This window comes from Mucilaginibacter pedocola, assembly GCF_002013915.1.
Lineage (GTDB): Bacteria > Bacteroidota > Bacteroidia > Sphingobacteriales > Sphingobacteriaceae > Mucilaginibacter > Mucilaginibacter pedocola.
In genome coordinates this window covers 89,459-106,591 of record NZ_MBTF01000023.1, presented here as the reverse complement: position 1 = coordinate 106,591, position 17,133 = coordinate 89,459, and the positions used below count along the sequence as shown (strand labels likewise).

Sequence of the window (17,133 nt, the reverse complement as noted above, 5' to 3'; positions counted from 1 at the left end):
AGCGGAGGAGCTTTTGATTAGCAAAGCTGGGCTTACTGAATTACAAACTTAATATTCCCCCTTCAGGGGGTTAGGGGGCATGGATATACAAGACATTAAACAACGCTTCGGTATCATTGGCAACTCGCCTTTGCTTAACCGGGCCATTAATATAGCTAACCAGGTAGCGCCTACCGACATTTCGGTTTTAATAACCGGCGAGAGCGGCAGCGGTAAAGAGGTATTTTCGCACATCATCCACCAGATGAGCCCGCGTAAGCATGGGCCTTTTATTGCGGTTAACTGCGGTGCAATCCCCGAGGGAACTATCGATTCGGAACTTTTCGGGCACGAAAAAGGTGCTTACACCGGTGCCGTTGGCGAGCGTAAAGGTTATTTCGAAACTGTGAACGGCGGCACCATCTTTTTAGATGAGATTGCCGAAATGCCTTTGGGCACCCAGGCGCGTTTACTGCGCGTGCTGGAGTCGGGACAGTACATCCGTGTAGGTTCGTCTAAGGTTGAGAAAACCAATGTGCGTGTAATTGCCGCAACAAATGTTGATGTTTACGATGCGGTGAAAGCCGGCAAATTCCGCGAGGATTTATATTATCGTTTAAATACAGTGCCATTGCGCATCCCGCCCCTGCGCGATAGGAAGGAAGATATTTTCCTGCTGTTCCGCAAGTTTACGGCAGATTTTACCGATAAGTACCGTACACCGCCCATCCAACTGGATGATGACGCGCAGCAGGTACTTACCAACTACACCTGGCCGGGTAACGTGCGCCAGTTAAAAAACATGGCCGAGCAATTAGCCGTGTTGGAACGCGACCGTGTAATTACCGCCGCAACCCTGCTTACCTACATTCCGCACGAAGCAGGCCGCAGTAATCTCCCAATGCGCTTAGATAATCAGCCGAAGGAAGATTTCTCGGAGCGCGATATATTGTACAAAGTATTGTTCGATATGAAACGCGACATGGTGGAGCTGAAGAAACTGGTTGCCGATATTATTGAGCATGGCGGCGTAAGCGCTAATTACCCCAACCATTCGCAAACGCTTACACAGCTTTACCGCGACATTGAATTACCGCCCGCCAATTACAAAGAACCGCAGTTTACCATACAACAGCCCTTAACAGCAACTGTAAGCAACAGCAATAACACTAATGATGCTTATAACATTACGCACGATGCCGAGGAAGTTGAAGAATCGTTGTCGCTGGTGGATAAAGAGTCGGACCTGATACGTAAGGCACTTAAAAAACACAAGGGCAAGCGCAAGCTGGCAGCCGGCGAACTGGGTATTTCTGAAAGAACCTTGTACCGTAAAATAAAAGAGCTAAATTTATAGTTATCATACGTATATGATCAAAAAGCTATTTTTCGCCCCTGTTTTATTGGCCGCTGTTATTTGCCTGTTCAACTCTTGCTCGGTTTCGCTGAACGGGGCTACAATACCGCCGGCGCTTAAAACCATCAACGTACAATATTTTGAAAACAATGCGCCGCTGGTAGTAAATACATTGAGCCAGGATTTTACCGAAGCATTAAAAAACCGAATCCGCACACAAACCAGCCTCAGCATTGTTAGGAATGCGGAAGCTGATGCAATGATGACGGGTACTATTACGGGTTACAGCTATGCGCCAATATCGGTACAGGCTACCAATAATAATACGGCCCCAATTGCAGGTGCAAGCCGTTTAACTATTACCGTAAACGTGAAGTTTACCTACGATAAGGATAAAAAGCTTAGTTTTGAGCAGAGCTTTAGTAAGTACAAAGACTTTACAGGCGATATATCATCGCAGGAGCAGCAGTTGATACAGGATATTAACAAGCAGCTCACCGACGATATTTTCAATAAGGCTTTCAATAATTGGTAGGCAATTTGTAGTTTTAAGCAGGTGGATCAAAACATAGATAACAGGCATAAAGAAATTTTGTGGGATTTGCTGGCTAACCCGGCCGAGAATGGCCAGTTGTACAAGCATAATTTAGAGCGGCTGGTGCAGGATAATCCGCAAAGCGGTTTGCTGCAGGTAATGTACGCCCGCTCGCTGCAAACACCCGATATACAGAAGGCATCTGCCTATTTCAGCCCTAAAACGCTGCATAAACTCATGCACGATGCTGATGGGCTGCTGCCCGTATCGCGCGATAGGGTGAACAAATACCTTAACGGCCACAAACCCGCCGAACCCGAGAATTACTTTAACATAGGCACCGCACCCGAAACCGCCCCTGTAATTACAGATGAGGAAAGCGATGCGCCTGTTAATATATTCCAAAAACTATCGCAGCAGGCAGCGCCACAGCCTGTAGATAACTTTACACCAACTGAGGAACTGTTACCTGCACATGATGAGCCGCCAATGCTGCCGCAGCACGAGGAAGAAAATACTTTCCATAGCGACACAATAGGCTTTATACCAGAACCGGAGCAATCACCTGCGCCGCTGGTTACTTATATTCCGCCGGTGGAGATCCCCGTAGCCGCTACTGCCTATGCACAGCCCGCGCAGGATGAAGACGACGATGAGTATGCCAACCCATGGGATCTTTCGAAGCTTGACGAAAAGGAGGCAGTTAATGCACCAGAGCCGGTAAAAGAAGAAATAGCACCAGCTGCTGAAGCAGCGCCGCAACCGGTAGCCGAAATAAAAACAGAACCTGCTGCCGAAATACCGGCCGAACCAGCAGGTACTCCGATAGAGGTAGAGCCAATAGAGGAAATAGCCCCGGCACCATTAGTAGAAAGCCTGCCACAACCCGAAGCTACTGCGATAACCGAAGAACCGAAAGTAGAAACCTACGACCACTCGTTATCAGTAATAGAACCTATTGCGGTTGAAAAACCTGCCGAAGCGCCTAAAGCCGAAGAAGAAACAACATCGTTCAATGTATTCCACAAGCAGGATGAAATAAAAGAGCCTGTTTACGACGAGATAGTAAGCATTGATGCTATAGGTATAGAATCGTTGGGGAATACATTTGCCGAAAGCGAACACACAGAGCAGTTGGAAGAAGCAGATGCCAATGAGGAAGCCATTAAAGCGCAGGAAAATCTGATTGCCGACGAAACCGAGCGCCTGATGTACGGTAACATAGCTGCAACCGACTATTTATCGTTCGATAAGAAACTGGATGAATTACGTGCCGGTTTTACAAACGCAAGCACTCCTACCGAAACAGCAGCACAGCCCGTTGCCCAAGTGCCGGCACCGGAGCCAACTGCAGAACCTGCGATAGAAGCCGCACCGGAACCTGTTGCACAATTTGCTGTAGCAGAGGTAACCCAGCAGCCACAAATCGCCGAAACGGCGAAAGACCCTGAACGGGTTTCGAAATATGACGATGATACCTTGCCCTACAGCTTTTTGTGGTGGCTTGATAAAACACGTAAAGAGCATGCCGGCAGCACCCGCCCCTACGCACAGGCGCAACCACAAGGTGCAGCAATTGCCGATAATATAAAAGCAGTTACAGCCGATGGTTTACAACAGCAGTATTTTGCCAATATTTTCAGCCTTACTTCGGTAAGCAGCGTAGGCGATATCGAGCCGCCGCAAATAGCCTTCGACCCGGAGAAGAAGGAAGATGTGATCATCGAGCGCTTTATCCACAACGACCCGCAGATAAAACCTTTGGCGGCTGATAAACTGGACAACGAGAACAAAGCGCGCCGCAGCTCGGAAGACCAGGATGCCATGGTTACCGAAACACTGGCCCGCATATACGGCGACCAAATGCTATATCATAAAGCGATAGCTACTTATAAAAAATTAATGTTGAAAATACCGGAAAAAAAGACGTACTTTGCAACCCAAATTGAACAGTTAGAAAAGAAAATCAATTAATTTAAATAAGAAATGTACGTAGTTTTAATCGTGATCACCATTATTGTTTGCATCCTTTTGGGCCTTATAGTGCTGATACAAAACCCTAAAGGTGGTGGTTTATCATCAAATTTTGCAGGCTCATCGCAACTGATGGGTGTTCAAAAAACAGGCGATTTCCTTGAAAAAGGCACTTGGGTATTGGCCATTGCCATTATGGTGTTCTCGTTGATCATCAATGTATCGGTTAAAGGCGGTGCACAAGGCAACGATGATTCGGCACAAAAAGAACTGATCAAAAAAGTATCTAAACCGGGTGCTACCGCTCCTGCTGCAACAACTCCGTTATTGCCTGCTGCAAAAACAGATACCGGCAAAAAATAATAGCTACGAAAAAATATCAAAAAGGCTCCGCAAAAAACGGGGCCTTTTTTGGTTAAATACGAGTGCTGACACGTTGGCACCCGCATGTAAAATTAATGTGAACTACCGCAAGCCCCTTTACCTAATGCTGACAATACAACAGTATTTGCGGGCTTGGCATAATTGATGTGAAAACCAATTACTGAAAAACTTAAATAAAATTTCAAATAATAGTATTACTATGTCATTAAACATTAAACCAAGTGCAGACAGGGTGGTTATACAAGCCGCTGCTGCCGAAACTAAAACTGCTTCGGGTATCTACGTGCCTGAAACAGCTCAGGAAAAACCTCAAAAAGGCACTGTTGTGGCTGTTGGCCCCGGTAAATATGCAGATGCATCGGGCTCGCTTATCCCAATGACCGTAAAAGTTGGTGACGAAGTATTATACGGTAAATATGCAGGTACCGAAGTTACTGTTGACGGTAAAGAGTACCTGATCATGCGCGAATCAGACATCTACGCGGTATTCAATTAATTGTTGAAGGTTGTAAAAGTTATAGAGGTTAAAAAAGTTTAGAAAAGGCCGACATATCAAGATCATCTTTTTCCAACTTTTCCAACCCTTTCAACTTTTCTAACCCTTCTAACCACAATTCACTCATTCGAAACTTAAAAATAAAATGGCAAAACAAGTTAAATATAATGTTGAAGCACGCGACGCTTTAAAACGCGGTGTAGACATCCTGGCTAATGCAGTAAAAGTAACCTTAGGCCCTAAAGGCCGCCACGTTATCATCGACAAAAAATTTGGTTCTCCATCGGTTACCAAAGACGGTGTTACTGTAGCTAAAGAAATTGAATTGAAAGACCCTGTTGAGAACATGGGTGCACAAATGGTAAAAGAAGTTGCTTCTAAAACTGCCGATGTTGCAGGTGATGGTACAACTACTGCTACCGTTTTGGCACAAGCTATTGTTACCGCAGGCGTTAAAAACGTTGCTGCCGGTGCAAACCCAATGGACTTGAAACGCGGTATCGACAAAGCTGTTGCTGCTGTTGTAGCTAACTTAAAATCGCAAAAACAAGATGTTGGCGACGATTTCGGTAAGATCAAACAAGTAGCTTCTATCTCTGCAAACAACGACGAAGTTATTGGCGAGATGATAGCTGATGCAATGAAAAAAGTTGGCACCAGCGGTGTTATCACTGTTGAAGAAGCAAAAGGTACCGAAACCGAAGTGAAAACCGTAGAAGGTATGCAGTTCGATCGTGGTTACCTTTCTCCTTACTTCGTAACCAACTCTGATAAAATGGAAGTAGAATTGGATAACCCATACATCCTTATCTACGACAAAAAGATCTCGTCGATGAAAGAGATCCTTCCTATACTGGAGAAACAAGTACAAACCGGCAAACCATTGTTAATTATTGCTGAAGACTTAGACGGCGAAGCGCTGGCTACTTTGGTTGTTAACAAAATCCGTGGCTCGCTGAAAGTTGCTGCTGTTAAAGCTCCGGGCTTTGGCGATCGCCGTAAAGCTATGCTGGAAGATATCGCCATCCTTACCGGTGGTACCGTTATATCTGAAGAGCGTGGTTACAAACTGGAAAGCGCTGACCTGAGCATGTTAGGCCAGGCAGAAAAAATCTCTGTTGATAAAGACAACACCACCATCGTTAACGGTGCCGGTGAAGAAGAGCAGATCAAAGCACGTGTTGGCGAGATCCGCGTACAGATAGAGAACACTACATCAGACTACGATAAAGAAAAACTGCAGGAGCGTTTAGCTAAATTAAGCGGTGGTGTTGCGGTATTGTATATCGGTGCTGCTTCTGAAGTAGAGATGAAAGAGAAAAAAGACCGTGTTGACGATGCATTGCACGCTACCCGCGCTGCTGTTGAAGAAGGTATTGTTGCAGGTGGTGGCGTTGCCTTCATCCGCGCAGTTGCTTCGCTGGCAGACGTTAAAGGTGCTAACGACGACGAAAACACAGGTATCCAAATTATCCGTCGTGCTATTGAAGAGCCACTTCGCCAGATCTGTCAAAACTCAGGTATCGAAGGTTCTATAGTAGTACAAAAGGTTAAAGAAGGTACTGCCGATTTCGGTTACAACGCACGTACCGATGTTTACGAAAACTTAATTGGCGCCGGTGTTATCGACCCAACTAAAGTAAGCCGTGTAGCATTAGAGAACGCTGCTTCTATCGCCTCGATGTTGTTAACTACCGAGTGCGTATTGGCTGATGATCCGGAAGACGATAAAGGTGCTGGCATGCCTCCAATGGGTGGCGGCGGCATGGGCGGCATGATGTAATCAGCCTCCAATCCTTCCACAGGATATAAATTTTCAAAAGCCCTGTATGGTAAAACATACAGGGCTTTTGTATGGAATGGCAGGCGGTAGCGCCGGTATAGGTGGTTTTGATTGAGCTTGTGTAATGTTTTGGATATCATTTAATAACAAGGAAACCGCTCTGTATGAAATTTTCGTAATTAAATTGCTACCGAAGCTGTTAGGCACAGCGTTTGAATAGTGTTCAGCGTTATGAAAAACCTCAGAAACAAAAAAACACAAATACACACCCGCATTGTAGAATGGGTGCTGTACAAAGGCCCGGAGCTTTTCGTGGCCATTTATAGCTAATCGGCAAAAAATCTATACTTTTGGCACCGCTATGGAGCTAAAAGAATTTTATAAAGAATTTCATGTTTGGTTGATACACCGCGGACCCAGCTATGCTGCAGGTATCTTACTGTTCTTTGCGGGATTGTGGTTCATCCGCTTTCTAAAATCACGCCTGCGTTCCCGCATGGATCGCAACCAGGTGCACTCATCGCTTCAACCATTTATCTTAAGCCTTTCCATTACGGCGCTATACGTTCTGCTCATTATCACGGTGATGAATATCGTAGGTTTCGAACTTACCATATTTACCACCATTATTGGTGCTTTTTCGGTAGCAGCTGGTTTGGCACTATCAGGTACCTTCCAAAACTTTGCCGGTGGTGTGCTTATCCTATTATTAAAACCTTTCGAGGTTGATGATAGCATTATTGCCCAGGGGCAGGATGGTAAAGTAACCTCTATCCAAATATTCTATACCGTACTCATTACGGCTGATAATAAAACCGTCATCATCCCTAACGGAAAGCTATTCAACGAAGTAATTGTTAACGTAACCCGCGAGGGCAAGCGCCGCCTCGATTTTGAAATAAAATTGGGCTACGCAGCACCCGTGCCGAAGGTGAAAGAGATCATAAACGAAGCCATTAAAGCCATCCCCGCTATATTAAAAGAACCCGCAACCCGCGTTGGTGTTATAGCAATGGATATTGAGGGTGTTAAGTATACCGTAAATGTTTGGGTACAACCGGCAAACTTCCTCTCTACCAAAATAGAATTGCAGGAACGCATTGTAAACGGTTTAGCCGCCGCTGGGGTGAAGTTGCCGGGGATGTAGTTAGAGAAGAGCCAAGACGGTTAGATTCAAGAATCAAGACAAGAAGTTGAATATGGCATACATCTTGGCTCTTGACTCTTTTTTCTTGATTCTCAAACGACTATATCCTCTGCTTAGCCTTCAACTCCAGGTACTTGTTGATGGTATTAATGGTGAGATTCTGCGGGGTGCTCAGGATGGATTGAATGCCGTGGGCGGCGAGTTCTTTTACGATGAGTTTTTTGTCGTAGGCAAATTTTTCGGCAATGGTTTTTATGTATACTTCTTCTACATCATTAGCCGGTTTTTCGCTTAACTGTTTTAGTTCCGTATTCTCGAAGAAAACTACTAACAACAAGTGGAAACGTGCTATGCGTTTTAGGAAGGGTAACTGCCTGTGCAAGGCAGGTATGCTCTCGTAATTGGTAAAGAAAACAATGAGGCTGCGTTGTTTTACCACATTGCGTATGGTGCTGTACAGCGCTTCCATGTTGGTTTCCAGGTAGCGGGTTTTCTCTTTGTATAATATCTCCAGTATGCGGTTAATCTGCGAATGTTTTTTATCTGCCGGCAGCACCGCTCCTATTTTTTCAGATATAGTGATCAGCCCTGCTTTGTCCTCCTTCAGCAGCGCCACATTCGAGAGCACCAAGCTGGCGTTAATAGCATAATCTAACAGGCTAAGCCCTTCAAAAGGCATCTTCATCGCCCGCGATTTATCTATCACGCAATACACTTGCTGCGATTTTTCGTCGGTATAGCTGTTAGTCATCAGTGCACCTTGCCTTGCGGATGCCTTCCAGTTAATGTTCCTATAGTCGTCGCCGGGTACGTAGGGCTTTATCTGCTCAAACTCCAGGCTATGGCCCAGGCGGCGGATCTTCTTGATGCCAATTTCGTTCAACCGGTTAGATATGGCCAGCAACTCGTACTTGCGCATCTGCAAAAACGAAGGGTAAACGGGCAGTACCTCTGTTTGCCCAAATGTAAAGCGCCTGCTCAGTAAGCCCAACGGCGAGCGCACAAACACCCGCACTGCGCCAAACTCATACTCTCCCCGTTTAAGCGGACGCAGTAAGTAGTTGATGGTTTTATGCTCACCGGCCTTCAAATCGGTCTTAAACCAAACATCGCGCTTCTGAAACTGCACGGGTATCTCATCAATAATACCAACCGATACGGGGAACGAATAGCGGTTCTCGATATAAATACCCAGTTCGTTATCGTCGCTGTTGCTCAGGCGCTCGGGTGCCTGGCGCTTGGCAAACATGGCTTCTTTCACGCGGTAAAGCATCAGCAGGTCTGCCAGTACCAGCAGCACTATGCCCCAAAATGCAAACTCGGGCAGATCGCCCAGCCAGGGGTAAAAAAACGAGAACAGAAAGAACACAACGCTGCCCGCCAACAACAGGAACAGCCTGCCGCTTAAAAACAAATTGGTATAAAACAGCGCGAATATTTTTTTCACCTCTCTTTATCTTGGTATCTCAATTTTTTGAATGATCTGCGCGATCACATCATCGGGCAATACGCCTTCCATCTCTTTATCGGGCGTTAGCATTATGCGGTGGCGCAACACCGGCGCTGCTACGTAAATAACATCATCCGGCGTTACAAAATCGCGACCGTTAATGGCAGCAATGGCTTTGGCTGCATTGGCTATGGCTAACGAGGCACGCGGCGACCCGCCGAGGTATATCGAGCGATTGTTGCGTGTTTCGTGCACTATTTGCGCAATAAAGGCCAATATCTTCGGCTCTACATAAAGCTCACGCACTTGCTTGCGCAGGGCTATAATATCAGCACCTTTAAGTACCGGCGTTACGTCGGCTACCTGCTCTACCGTTTTCTGCTGATGCTGTTGGGTAACAATGGCTATCTCTTCTTCCAGGGTTGGGTATTTTATCTCTACCTTAAATAAAAAGCGGTCGAGCTGTGCTTCGGGCAGGCGGTAGGTACCTTCCTGCTCCACGGGGTTTTGTGTGGCCAATACGATGAAAGGCTCCGCCATTTTGTAGGTATGGCTATCCATGGTAACCTGCCGCTCTTCCATCACCTCGAACAATGCCGACTGTGTTTTGGCTGGCGCGCGGTTTATCTCGTCTATCAAAATAATATTGCCAAACACCGGGCCGCGCTTAAACTCAAAAGCGGTGCTTTGCGGGTTAAATACCGAGGTACCCAATACGTCGGAGGGCATCAGGTCGGGGGTAAACTGTATGCGCGAATACTGCACATCCACAGCGCGGGCAATAAGTTTTGCGGTAAGGGTTTTAGCCACGCCGGGAACACCTTCTATCAATATATGGCCGTCGGCCAAAATGCCGGCTATCAGCAGGTTTATCACGTGCTGCTGCCCTACTATAATGCTGCCCAGTGTAGCCTTTATCTGTTCAACAGCAGCACTTAGCTGGCCAAGGTCGGTGCGTTGTTCAAAATCTTCATTTTCCATAAGAGCCGGTTTGGGTGTAAAATTTTTCTATTAATTGATTCAATACAATAAGTTCGTAGTCGGTTACCTTCACCTGCCTTGCCAGGTAACTCATATGGTTCACCAGTTCATCGGCAAGCGAACGCTCTATACCTGTTTTATTAGCCAGGCGTTCGGTAAATTCGGGGGATTGGCTATCCATTTTTAGCCCGAAAGTATTGCGCAGATGCTCGGAGAAGTACAATATCTTCTTGGCGGTAATGTTGCTGTTATCGCGCTGCTCGTAATACACCTTACCTACTACGCTAACAAAATCAAGCGTGGAATTTTTCAGCGGTTCTACCACGGGTATAATGCGTTGGCGGCGTTTTATTTCGTACACCACAAAAAGCAGCATGGCGGCAAGTGCTATGTAATAGGCCCACTGCAGCGCAGGATATTGAAAAAATACACGCATTGGCGATTCGTCGGTAGGGATATCGTGGTTTTGGTATTGGTCCCAATAAACATTATCGGCATTTGCCGGCAGGTACGATAGCGCCTTCTCCGCGTAATCTGCCGACTGCGGTTTAAGCAGGCTGTAATTGGTAAACACTTGCGGGTTGGTAAACAAAAACAGCTTGCCCTTGCCAAAAGAGTAACTGATGTAATTAGCATGTCCCTCCGAGTTCTGCCCTATAACGGTAGCGCGGGTGGTATCAAATTTGGTAAAGTATTCGTCGGTAATGTGTTTATCAAATACGTAGTTTTTGGCCTGTTTCAGTTTAAGGTTGTTAAAATTTACGCTAATATCCTTTTGGGTGAGTTCGGTACTTACACCAACATTCAGCGTATCCATCATCACCCCATCCCAGGCAAAAGCACTAATGAACACCGAATTGCCTTTGCTGATAAAGTCAACCATAGCAGTATAATCGGCTTTACTTAAGTCAACGTTATTAGCAATGACCAGATAGTTGCCCGGCATTAAAAGTGTATCGCTAAACACTTCATAGGCCGACTTATTGGTGCGCGTTACCTCCGCATCGGGGAACATATCTCCAAGGCGGTTGTACATGATAAAAGTACCGAAGGGAATTTTGTCGTTATAATAAAGCGTACTTTCCCAATTAATAGGTGTAGGCTTATTGTACTGGGCAATAAGGTAAACCAATAATAAGGCCGAAGCTATGCCGATGTATATTTTAAAATCTTTCATTCGGCCTTGCTTTTAAAGTTGCTGAAAAGCGTATTTATCTTTTTAAAGATATCGCCGTTTATCACAAAATCGCCATACCAAACGTACTCAAACTGCAGGGTAAGCCGCCTGAAGGCTTCGCGCTGGGTAGCATCGGTTAATTCGGTTACGTAGGTGGTATTGGTTTTATTTATCTGCCAGTTTATCAAACCGGCATCGCTCAACTGTTTCAAGCTGCGCAGGTAAAGCAGGCGCACGGCCAGCCTGTAGTTCTTCACGGCAACAGCATTCTCTATCTCTGCTTCAAAATCTATCTCGTGGATGTTCTCTACCGCTTCGGAATAACTGATAGCGCTATATGGCTTTTTACGGAAAAGCTGCAGCATGTTAATACCCGACAGCTTTAGTATCAAAAATACCAATGCTGCCACCCCCGTCATTATAAAAAAGTACTTCATGAAAACCGCAAAGCCGGATATTTCCGTTTTGTTCTTGCTAAACAGCGACTGGAACCAAGCCCAAAACCATATCCAAAAGCGCGTCCACCAGGATAGGCCGCCTGTTTTTACTTCGTTGTATTTAAACTCGGGTTGTGCAGCGTACTTTTTTATGGCGGCATCATTAAACCGGCGTATTGAAACGGCCGAGGTATCTGCCTTTACCACCGCCGGTACCTTTACTATTTTTGCGGTATCGGCTTTTACACCCTTTTTTACAGGCACAGCAGTTGTATCCGCGGCAGCAAAACCGGCACGGGCAAATAACAGGAATATAAAAAGGCAGGTAATACGCAGCATTTAGTACTCCTCGGTTGGCAGATTAGGGGTGTTAGGTTGCTGGCCAAATTTATCTATGCGTTCCAGCAAGCTGGTGCCCTCTTTGGTTTCGGTAAGGTTAAAATAGCAAAGGCATATACCAATGGTAGGTATTATAAAAAACACCTGCATCAACTGCTGCAATACGGTTGTTACTATGATCTGTACATTTGATAAAACAGGCATTTTACCCGGATGCAAAAACACGCTTGCCATATTCATGGCAGATGCCGGTATGCTCAAAACCATAACCATACAGTAGGCAATTATCCAAACTATTAATACCGCCCCCGCGGTAACCCACCAGTTATTGCTGATGAGTTTAAACGCCCGGCTAAAAGCATAACCGAAGCTGCCGTTCTCTATCACGATGATAGGGAATATCAACCCAAATATAGGAAACAACCATACACCCGGGATAAGGCATACCATATAAGCAACTGTCAGCATAATAACTATCAGGAACACCGAAAGCAGCATCCTGAAAAAATAGTATTTAAAATATGCCCAAAGCTCCTGCGTGGTGGGCGCAACATTGCCTTTTTGCTTATAAAGCGCTATATAGCATACTATTACCAGCATATTGGTAGCAAACATGCACAAGCCAAAAACCATTACAAATACCCAATTTATAAAAAAGTCGCTTATGCTTTCGAAAGTAGTAGGGCTGGCCGGCTCTCCCGTTTGTAACCCTCTTGTAAATTGCTGTATGCGAATTTGCATCATGCTCATATTTATGGCACTGGCAATCATAAAAAAACTGCAAAAAATAAAGAAGTTCTTCATCAACTCTTTAAAATTTTGCCTGATGAATACGAAGGTATCGCCAATTATTTCGCCAAAGTCGCGCGGTTTGGCCAGTTCTATATTATTTTCCATTTAAAGTATTGTTAAGCTTGCGGGGGTAAATTACTACGTACCAAATAATAAATAAAAGCGATGATGCCAAAATGCTTACGCTTAGCCATATGGGCATATCGGTATGCCGGGTTACAAAGCCTTCAAAAAAAGCAGCGGTTATAAATATGGGCACCAGCCCAATAGCTATCTTGATACCCTCGGAGGCACCCTTACGTACCGATACCATGCGGGTATAAGTTTTAGGGAATAAAAAGCTGTTGCCTAATACCAACCCGGCACCACCGGCTATCACAATGGCCGATATTTCCAGCGTACCATGTATCCATATCACCAAAACCGATTGCATGCCCAAGCCTTTGCTGAAAAAGAAATACTGGAAGGCACCCAGCATTACCCCATTTTGAAAAAGGTGATAAACCGACCCCACCGAAAAAATAATACCGCTAACAAACGTAACCAACGATACATAAATATTATTGGCAGCTATCCCTAAAAACATCAGCGCCTCCGACTGGCTGTTGTAAACACCGAATGGTTCGCCGCGTGCAATGTTGGCATTGGTTTCGTCCACGTACCGGTCGCCCAGTATCAGGCGTATAAAGTTCTCATCGTACTTTGCCGAAAGCGCGCCAATAAGGCAAAACACCATAAAAAATGCAAAGGCATACAGCAAAGGCATGCGGTGTTTATAAAACAGCAGCGGCAATTCATACTTCCAAAAGCTGATGAAGCGGTTACCCTTTTCGCTTTTATTTTTATAGATAGATTGATGGAACCTCCCCGCCAGTCCGTTTAAGTAAGCCGTTGTTTTTGATTTGGGGTAGAAGGTTTTAGCGTAGGCCAGGTCGTCGGTTATCTGGATGAAACTGTCGGCCAGTTCATCGGGCCCTTGCCCCTGCGAATTTTCGAAGCGTTGCCATTTTTGGGCGTTTTGTTTTACGAAGACCGGTTCGCGCATGGGGCAGGGTTAGGTACTTTTATATGCCGTTAAAATAATTACAAAAGTTTTATTATTCAACAAAAAACCGGCAAATTGAGCATATATATTTCTTAACATGCAAACCGTACGAATAACCACATCACAAAACATTGATATCGACTACGAACTGGCCGGCTTGGGCGAACGTATGGTGGCAAGTATTATAGATTTTGGCATCTTTTTCCTACTTTATTTGCTGTTCATCATAACAGGTGTCAGCATTGGCAGCAATGGCACCGGTGTGCTTATTGGTGCTATAATTTACGGCGTATGCTACGTTTTTTACGACCTGGTATGCGAGTTTGCTATGAACGGCCAATCGGTAGGTAAAAAGGTAATGAAAATAAAGGTGGTGAGCCTCGACGGGGCACAGCCGCGCTTTAGCCAGTACCTGTTGCGATGGGTTTTCCGCATTATCGATTTCGGGATAAGCTTTGGCTCTATAGCCTTGGTAGTTGCTGCAATAAGCGATAAGGTGCAACGCATTGGCGACCTGGTGGCCGGTACTATACTTATCCGCACCGTTCCGCGCACGCAAATAAACCATGTTGCCTTTACTCCTGCGGCAGATGATTACCAACCTGCATTTGCCGAAGCAGCACAATTAAGCGAACAGGAAGTTGAGCTGATAAGCGAGGTAATAAACACCTACGTAAAAACCGGTAACAGCGTAGTGGTTTATAATATGGCCACCCGACTGAAAGAGCACCTGAAGGTAACGCCACCCGCAGACATGAACGACCTTAAATTTCTGCAAACCCTGCGTACCGATTACAGTTACCACATGCAGCAGGCAGCAGCATTATAGCCAATATAAGTGCACCATTTTGATAGTGTAACTTATTAGCATTACACTGCCAACTGTAATGTAAGCGCTTTTCTTGATAGTTTTCTTTGGTGTATCGAGCTTGTAAAAATTATCGGCAACGGTATAAGCAATGGCCAATAACAAAGGAATAGTAGCCGGATAAAGCAGCAAACTCACTTTCAGATCGCCCTGAACAAGTGCTATTACCGACCGCTGGAAACCGCAGCCCGGGCAATCTATCCCGGTAAAATATTTAAAAGGGCACGGAAGTAAATGCCCCTTCAGCCAGGTAATAAATACCGGGGCCAAAGGGGCAAATAAGTATAGTAACATTATGCTTGAGGCGGGTTATTAAATGGGTCTTTATAACCAACAGATGGGTCGAAGCCTTTTGCGCCTGCAAAACCTGCGCCTGCTGGGCCAACATATTGGTAGTTACCAAAAGCCAGCATTGGGTAAAATATAAATGGCAAAAACAATAATCCAACGGTAAATCCTTCGCTCTGGCCAAAGCTTTTGCTAAGGAGGTTTATTGCCCAAATGGCGAATATAGGCGCGGTGCAGGGGAATGCAATCAGTAAAAACCACCACACGGGTTTGCCAACGATCTCTAACAATACAATAACATTGTAAATAGGAATAATGGCTGCCCAACCCGGTTTACCTGCTTTTTCGTAGATCTTCCAGTGGGCAATAACTAAAATAACCGTAACAATTAGTGCGGGTATCATAACGATACCAAAAATGGCGGCCGCTGCTGCTACCGAGCCTGAGTCGTAAGTTTGATCCATTGTAATAAAGTATTTAGTGTTTAATGTGTGCCTTAAATTATTAATTGCCCGTTAATTTTAAAAGCATTCGGGCAAATAAATATTTACTATCCTTAAGTTTGCAACAATGGTAAGAGAACAGATTTCGGTATTCGATATGTTTAAGATTGGCATTGGCCCCTCCAGTTCGCATACGCTGGGGCCCTGGCGTGCCGCGCAGCAATTTGTAGCCCTGCTTGCCGCACAGGATGCCTTACCATTGGTTGTCGAAATAAAAGTGCTGCTGTACGGCTCGCTGGCCAAAACCGGCAAAGGGCACGGTACCGATATTGCCATACTGCTTGGCTTAAGCGGCGACGACCCGGTTACCTTCGAGGTAGATAAAATAAACAGCAAGATAGATAGCATCATTAAAGGGCATAAACTTCAATTAGGAGGCGATAAAGAAATAAGCTTCCATTTTGAGGACGATATGCTTTTCCTATTCACCGAGAGCCTGCCTTTTCACCCCAATGCCGTTACCTTTCAGGCGTTTTTAAGTAATGGTAAGGCCGTGTCTGCTACCTACTATTCTATAGGCGGGGGCTTTGTGGTACAGGAGGGTGCAAACACTTCGCACAAGGCCGAGGTAGACCTCCCCTTTCCCATTGATACCGCCGGCGACCTGCTGCACTGGTGCATAAAAACCGGCCTAAAAATATCTGAAGTAGTTGCCGAGAACGAGTTAGCGTGGCGTAGCGAGGCAGAAACCCGCGCCGGTACGCTTGATATTTTCCGCGTGATGCAGGAGTGCATGTACCGCGGCTGCCATACCACCGGTAACCTCCCGGGAGGCTTGAACGTTGCCCGCCGTGCCTACAAATTAAATAAACGCCTCGTTGGCCACCATGCTTACAGTAATTATGCCGAGTGGGTTGCCGCCATACGCGAAACCGGGCACGGCTTCAAAAATATCTTAGATTGGGTGAGTTGCTTCGCCCTTGCCGTAAACGAAGAGAACGCCAGCTTTGGCCGCGTGGTTACGGCCCCAACTAACGGCGCGGCAGGTGTTATCCCCGCCGTACTGCAATACTTTATTTGCTTTTGCGACGGGTTCGACGAAAGCCGCATCATACAGTTCCTGTTCACGGCTTCCGAAATAGGCAGCATCTTTAAAAAAGGCGCTACTATATCGGCAGCTATGGGTGGTTGCCAGGCCGAAATAGGCGTATCATCTGCCATGGCAGCAGCAGCCCTTACGGAGGTTTTGGGCGGTAGCCAGCGACAGGTATTAATGGCCGCCGAAATTGCCATGGAGCACCACCTCGGCCTCACCTGCGACCCAATTGCCGGCCTGGTGCAAGTCCCCTGCATCGAGCGCAATACCATGGGTGCTATAAAGGCTATCACTGCCACCCAACTTGCCCTGCAAAGCAACCCCGATAAAGCCAAAGTAAGCCTTGATGCCGTAGTACGCACCATGTGGCAAACCGCGCTTGATATGAACTCCAAATACAAAGAAACCTCAGATGGTGGTTTGGCCATTAATATCCCTATTAGCTTGCCGGAGTGTTAAGGGTTGGTGAGTGGTTGATTGGGTGAGTGGAGAGTGGTTGTTTCTTGTCATCCTGAGCGAAAGCGAAGGATCTGTTAGCCACAATGCAATTGCCGCTATGCAA

At 45.8% G+C, this 17,133-nt stretch carries 17 protein-coding genes; 9 read left to right on the top strand and 8 right to left on the bottom strand.

The features are described from left to right. The first annotated feature begins 79 nt into the window (after positions 1–79). The 7 genes from BC343_RS17980 (at position 80) to BC343_RS17950 (ending at position 7,655) form a co-directional block, all read left to right on the top strand. Positions 80–1,336 carry a sigma-54 interaction domain-containing protein gene (locus tag BC343_RS17980; protein WP_078349180.1) on the top strand — a complete coding sequence of 419 codons (1,257 nt, stop codon included), beginning with the start codon at positions 80–82 and terminating at the stop codon, positions 1,334–1,336. A gap of 13 nt (positions 1,337–1,349) precedes the next feature. Continuing rightward, positions 1,350–1,871, top strand: coding sequence for an LPS assembly lipoprotein LptE (gene lptE, locus BC343_RS17975; RefSeq protein ID WP_078349179.1), 522 nt, complete (start codon positions 1,350–1,352; stop codon positions 1,869–1,871). 21 nt (positions 1,872–1,892) lie between these two features. After that, positions 1,893–3,845, top strand: a complete 1,953-nt coding sequence (locus tag BC343_RS17970; RefSeq protein ID WP_078349178.1) for a hypothetical protein — start codon at positions 1,893–1,895, stop codon at positions 3,843–3,845. Positions 3,846–3,857: 12 nt separating this feature from the next. Continuing rightward, a complete protein-coding gene (secG, locus tag BC343_RS17965; protein ID WP_078349177.1) occupies positions 3,858–4,208 on the top strand; it encodes a preprotein translocase subunit SecG in 351 nt (116 codons plus the stop codon). A gap of 220 nt (positions 4,209–4,428) precedes the next feature. Continuing rightward, positions 4,429–4,725, top strand: coding sequence for a co-chaperone GroES (locus BC343_RS17960; protein ID WP_078349176.1), 297 nt, complete (start codon positions 4,429–4,431; stop codon positions 4,723–4,725). Positions 4,726–4,870: 145 nt separating this feature from the next. Next, entirely contained in the window at positions 4,871–6,508 is a 1,638-nt protein-coding gene (groL, locus tag BC343_RS17955; protein WP_078349175.1) for a chaperonin GroEL, read from the top strand. A gap of 361 nt (positions 6,509–6,869) precedes the next feature. Continuing rightward, positions 6,870–7,655, top strand: a complete 786-nt coding sequence (locus BC343_RS17950) for a mechanosensitive ion channel family protein (RefSeq protein WP_078349174.1) — start codon at positions 6,870–6,872, stop codon at positions 7,653–7,655. Between the two features lie 100 nt (positions 7,656–7,755). Here BC343_RS17950 and BC343_RS17945 read toward each other — a convergent pair whose 3' ends face one another. Genes BC343_RS17945 through BC343_RS17920 form a run of 6 tightly spaced genes read right to left on the bottom strand, consistent with a single transcriptional unit; the run spans position 7,756 to position 13,876 of the window. Then, the gene (locus BC343_RS17945) at positions 7,756–9,102 is read right to left on the bottom strand and encodes a DUF58 domain-containing protein (RefSeq protein WP_078349173.1); all 1,347 of its coding nucleotides are present in this window, start codon (positions 9,100–9,102) and stop codon (positions 7,756–7,758) included. A 6-nt stretch (positions 9,103–9,108) separates the two neighbouring features. Further along, positions 9,109–10,086, bottom strand: a complete 978-nt coding sequence (locus BC343_RS17940) for an AAA family ATPase (protein ID WP_078349172.1) — start codon at positions 10,084–10,086, stop codon at positions 9,109–9,111. Further along, on the bottom strand, positions 10,076–11,263 hold the full coding sequence (locus BC343_RS17935) for a DUF4350 domain-containing protein (RefSeq protein ID WP_078349171.1): 1,188 nt from the start codon (positions 11,261–11,263) through the stop codon (positions 10,076–10,078). Before BC343_RS17935 ends, BC343_RS17940 begins: the two co-directional genes overlap by 11 nt. Continuing rightward, positions 11,260–12,039: a DUF4129 domain-containing protein gene (locus BC343_RS17930; protein ID WP_078349170.1), complete on the bottom strand. Its 780-nt coding sequence runs from the start codon at positions 12,037–12,039 to the stop codon at positions 11,260–11,262. Before BC343_RS17930 ends, BC343_RS17935 begins: the two co-directional genes overlap by 4 nt. Beyond that, positions 12,040–12,936: a hypothetical protein gene (locus BC343_RS17925; RefSeq protein ID WP_078349169.1), complete on the bottom strand. Its 897-nt coding sequence runs from the start codon at positions 12,934–12,936 to the stop codon at positions 12,040–12,042. After that, on the bottom strand, positions 12,926–13,876 hold the full coding sequence (locus BC343_RS17920; RefSeq protein WP_078349168.1) for a stage II sporulation protein M: 951 nt from the start codon (positions 13,874–13,876) through the stop codon (positions 12,926–12,928). The genes BC343_RS17925 and BC343_RS17920 overlap by 11 nt, the downstream gene beginning before the upstream one ends. Positions 13,877–13,973: 97 nt before the next feature. Between BC343_RS17920 and BC343_RS17915 the strand changes: the two genes are divergently transcribed. Beyond that, entirely contained in the window at positions 13,974–14,705 is a 732-nt protein-coding gene (locus BC343_RS17915) for an RDD family protein (RefSeq protein WP_078349167.1), read from the top strand. Here BC343_RS17915 and BC343_RS17910 read toward each other — a convergent pair. Together BC343_RS17910 and BC343_RS17905 are read right to left on the bottom strand one after the other, a co-directional pair. After that, positions 14,700–15,038, bottom strand: coding sequence for a DUF2752 domain-containing protein (locus tag BC343_RS17910; protein ID WP_078349166.1), 339 nt, complete (start codon positions 15,036–15,038; stop codon positions 14,700–14,702). The two genes, BC343_RS17915 and BC343_RS17910, sit on opposite strands and share 6 nt — an antisense overlap. Further along, positions 15,038–15,496 carry a DUF5684 domain-containing protein gene (locus BC343_RS17905; protein ID WP_202909817.1) on the bottom strand — a complete coding sequence of 153 codons (459 nt, stop codon included), beginning with the start codon at positions 15,494–15,496 and terminating at the stop codon, positions 15,038–15,040. Before BC343_RS17905 ends, BC343_RS17910 begins: the two co-directional genes overlap by 1 nt. A 106-nt stretch (positions 15,497–15,602) precedes the next feature. Between BC343_RS17905 and BC343_RS17900 the strand changes: the two genes are divergently transcribed. After that, positions 15,603–17,030 carry an L-serine ammonia-lyase gene (locus BC343_RS17900; protein WP_078349165.1) on the top strand — a complete coding sequence of 476 codons (1,428 nt, stop codon included), beginning with the start codon at positions 15,603–15,605 and terminating at the stop codon, positions 17,028–17,030. Positions 17,031–17,133: the final 103 nt, after the last annotated feature.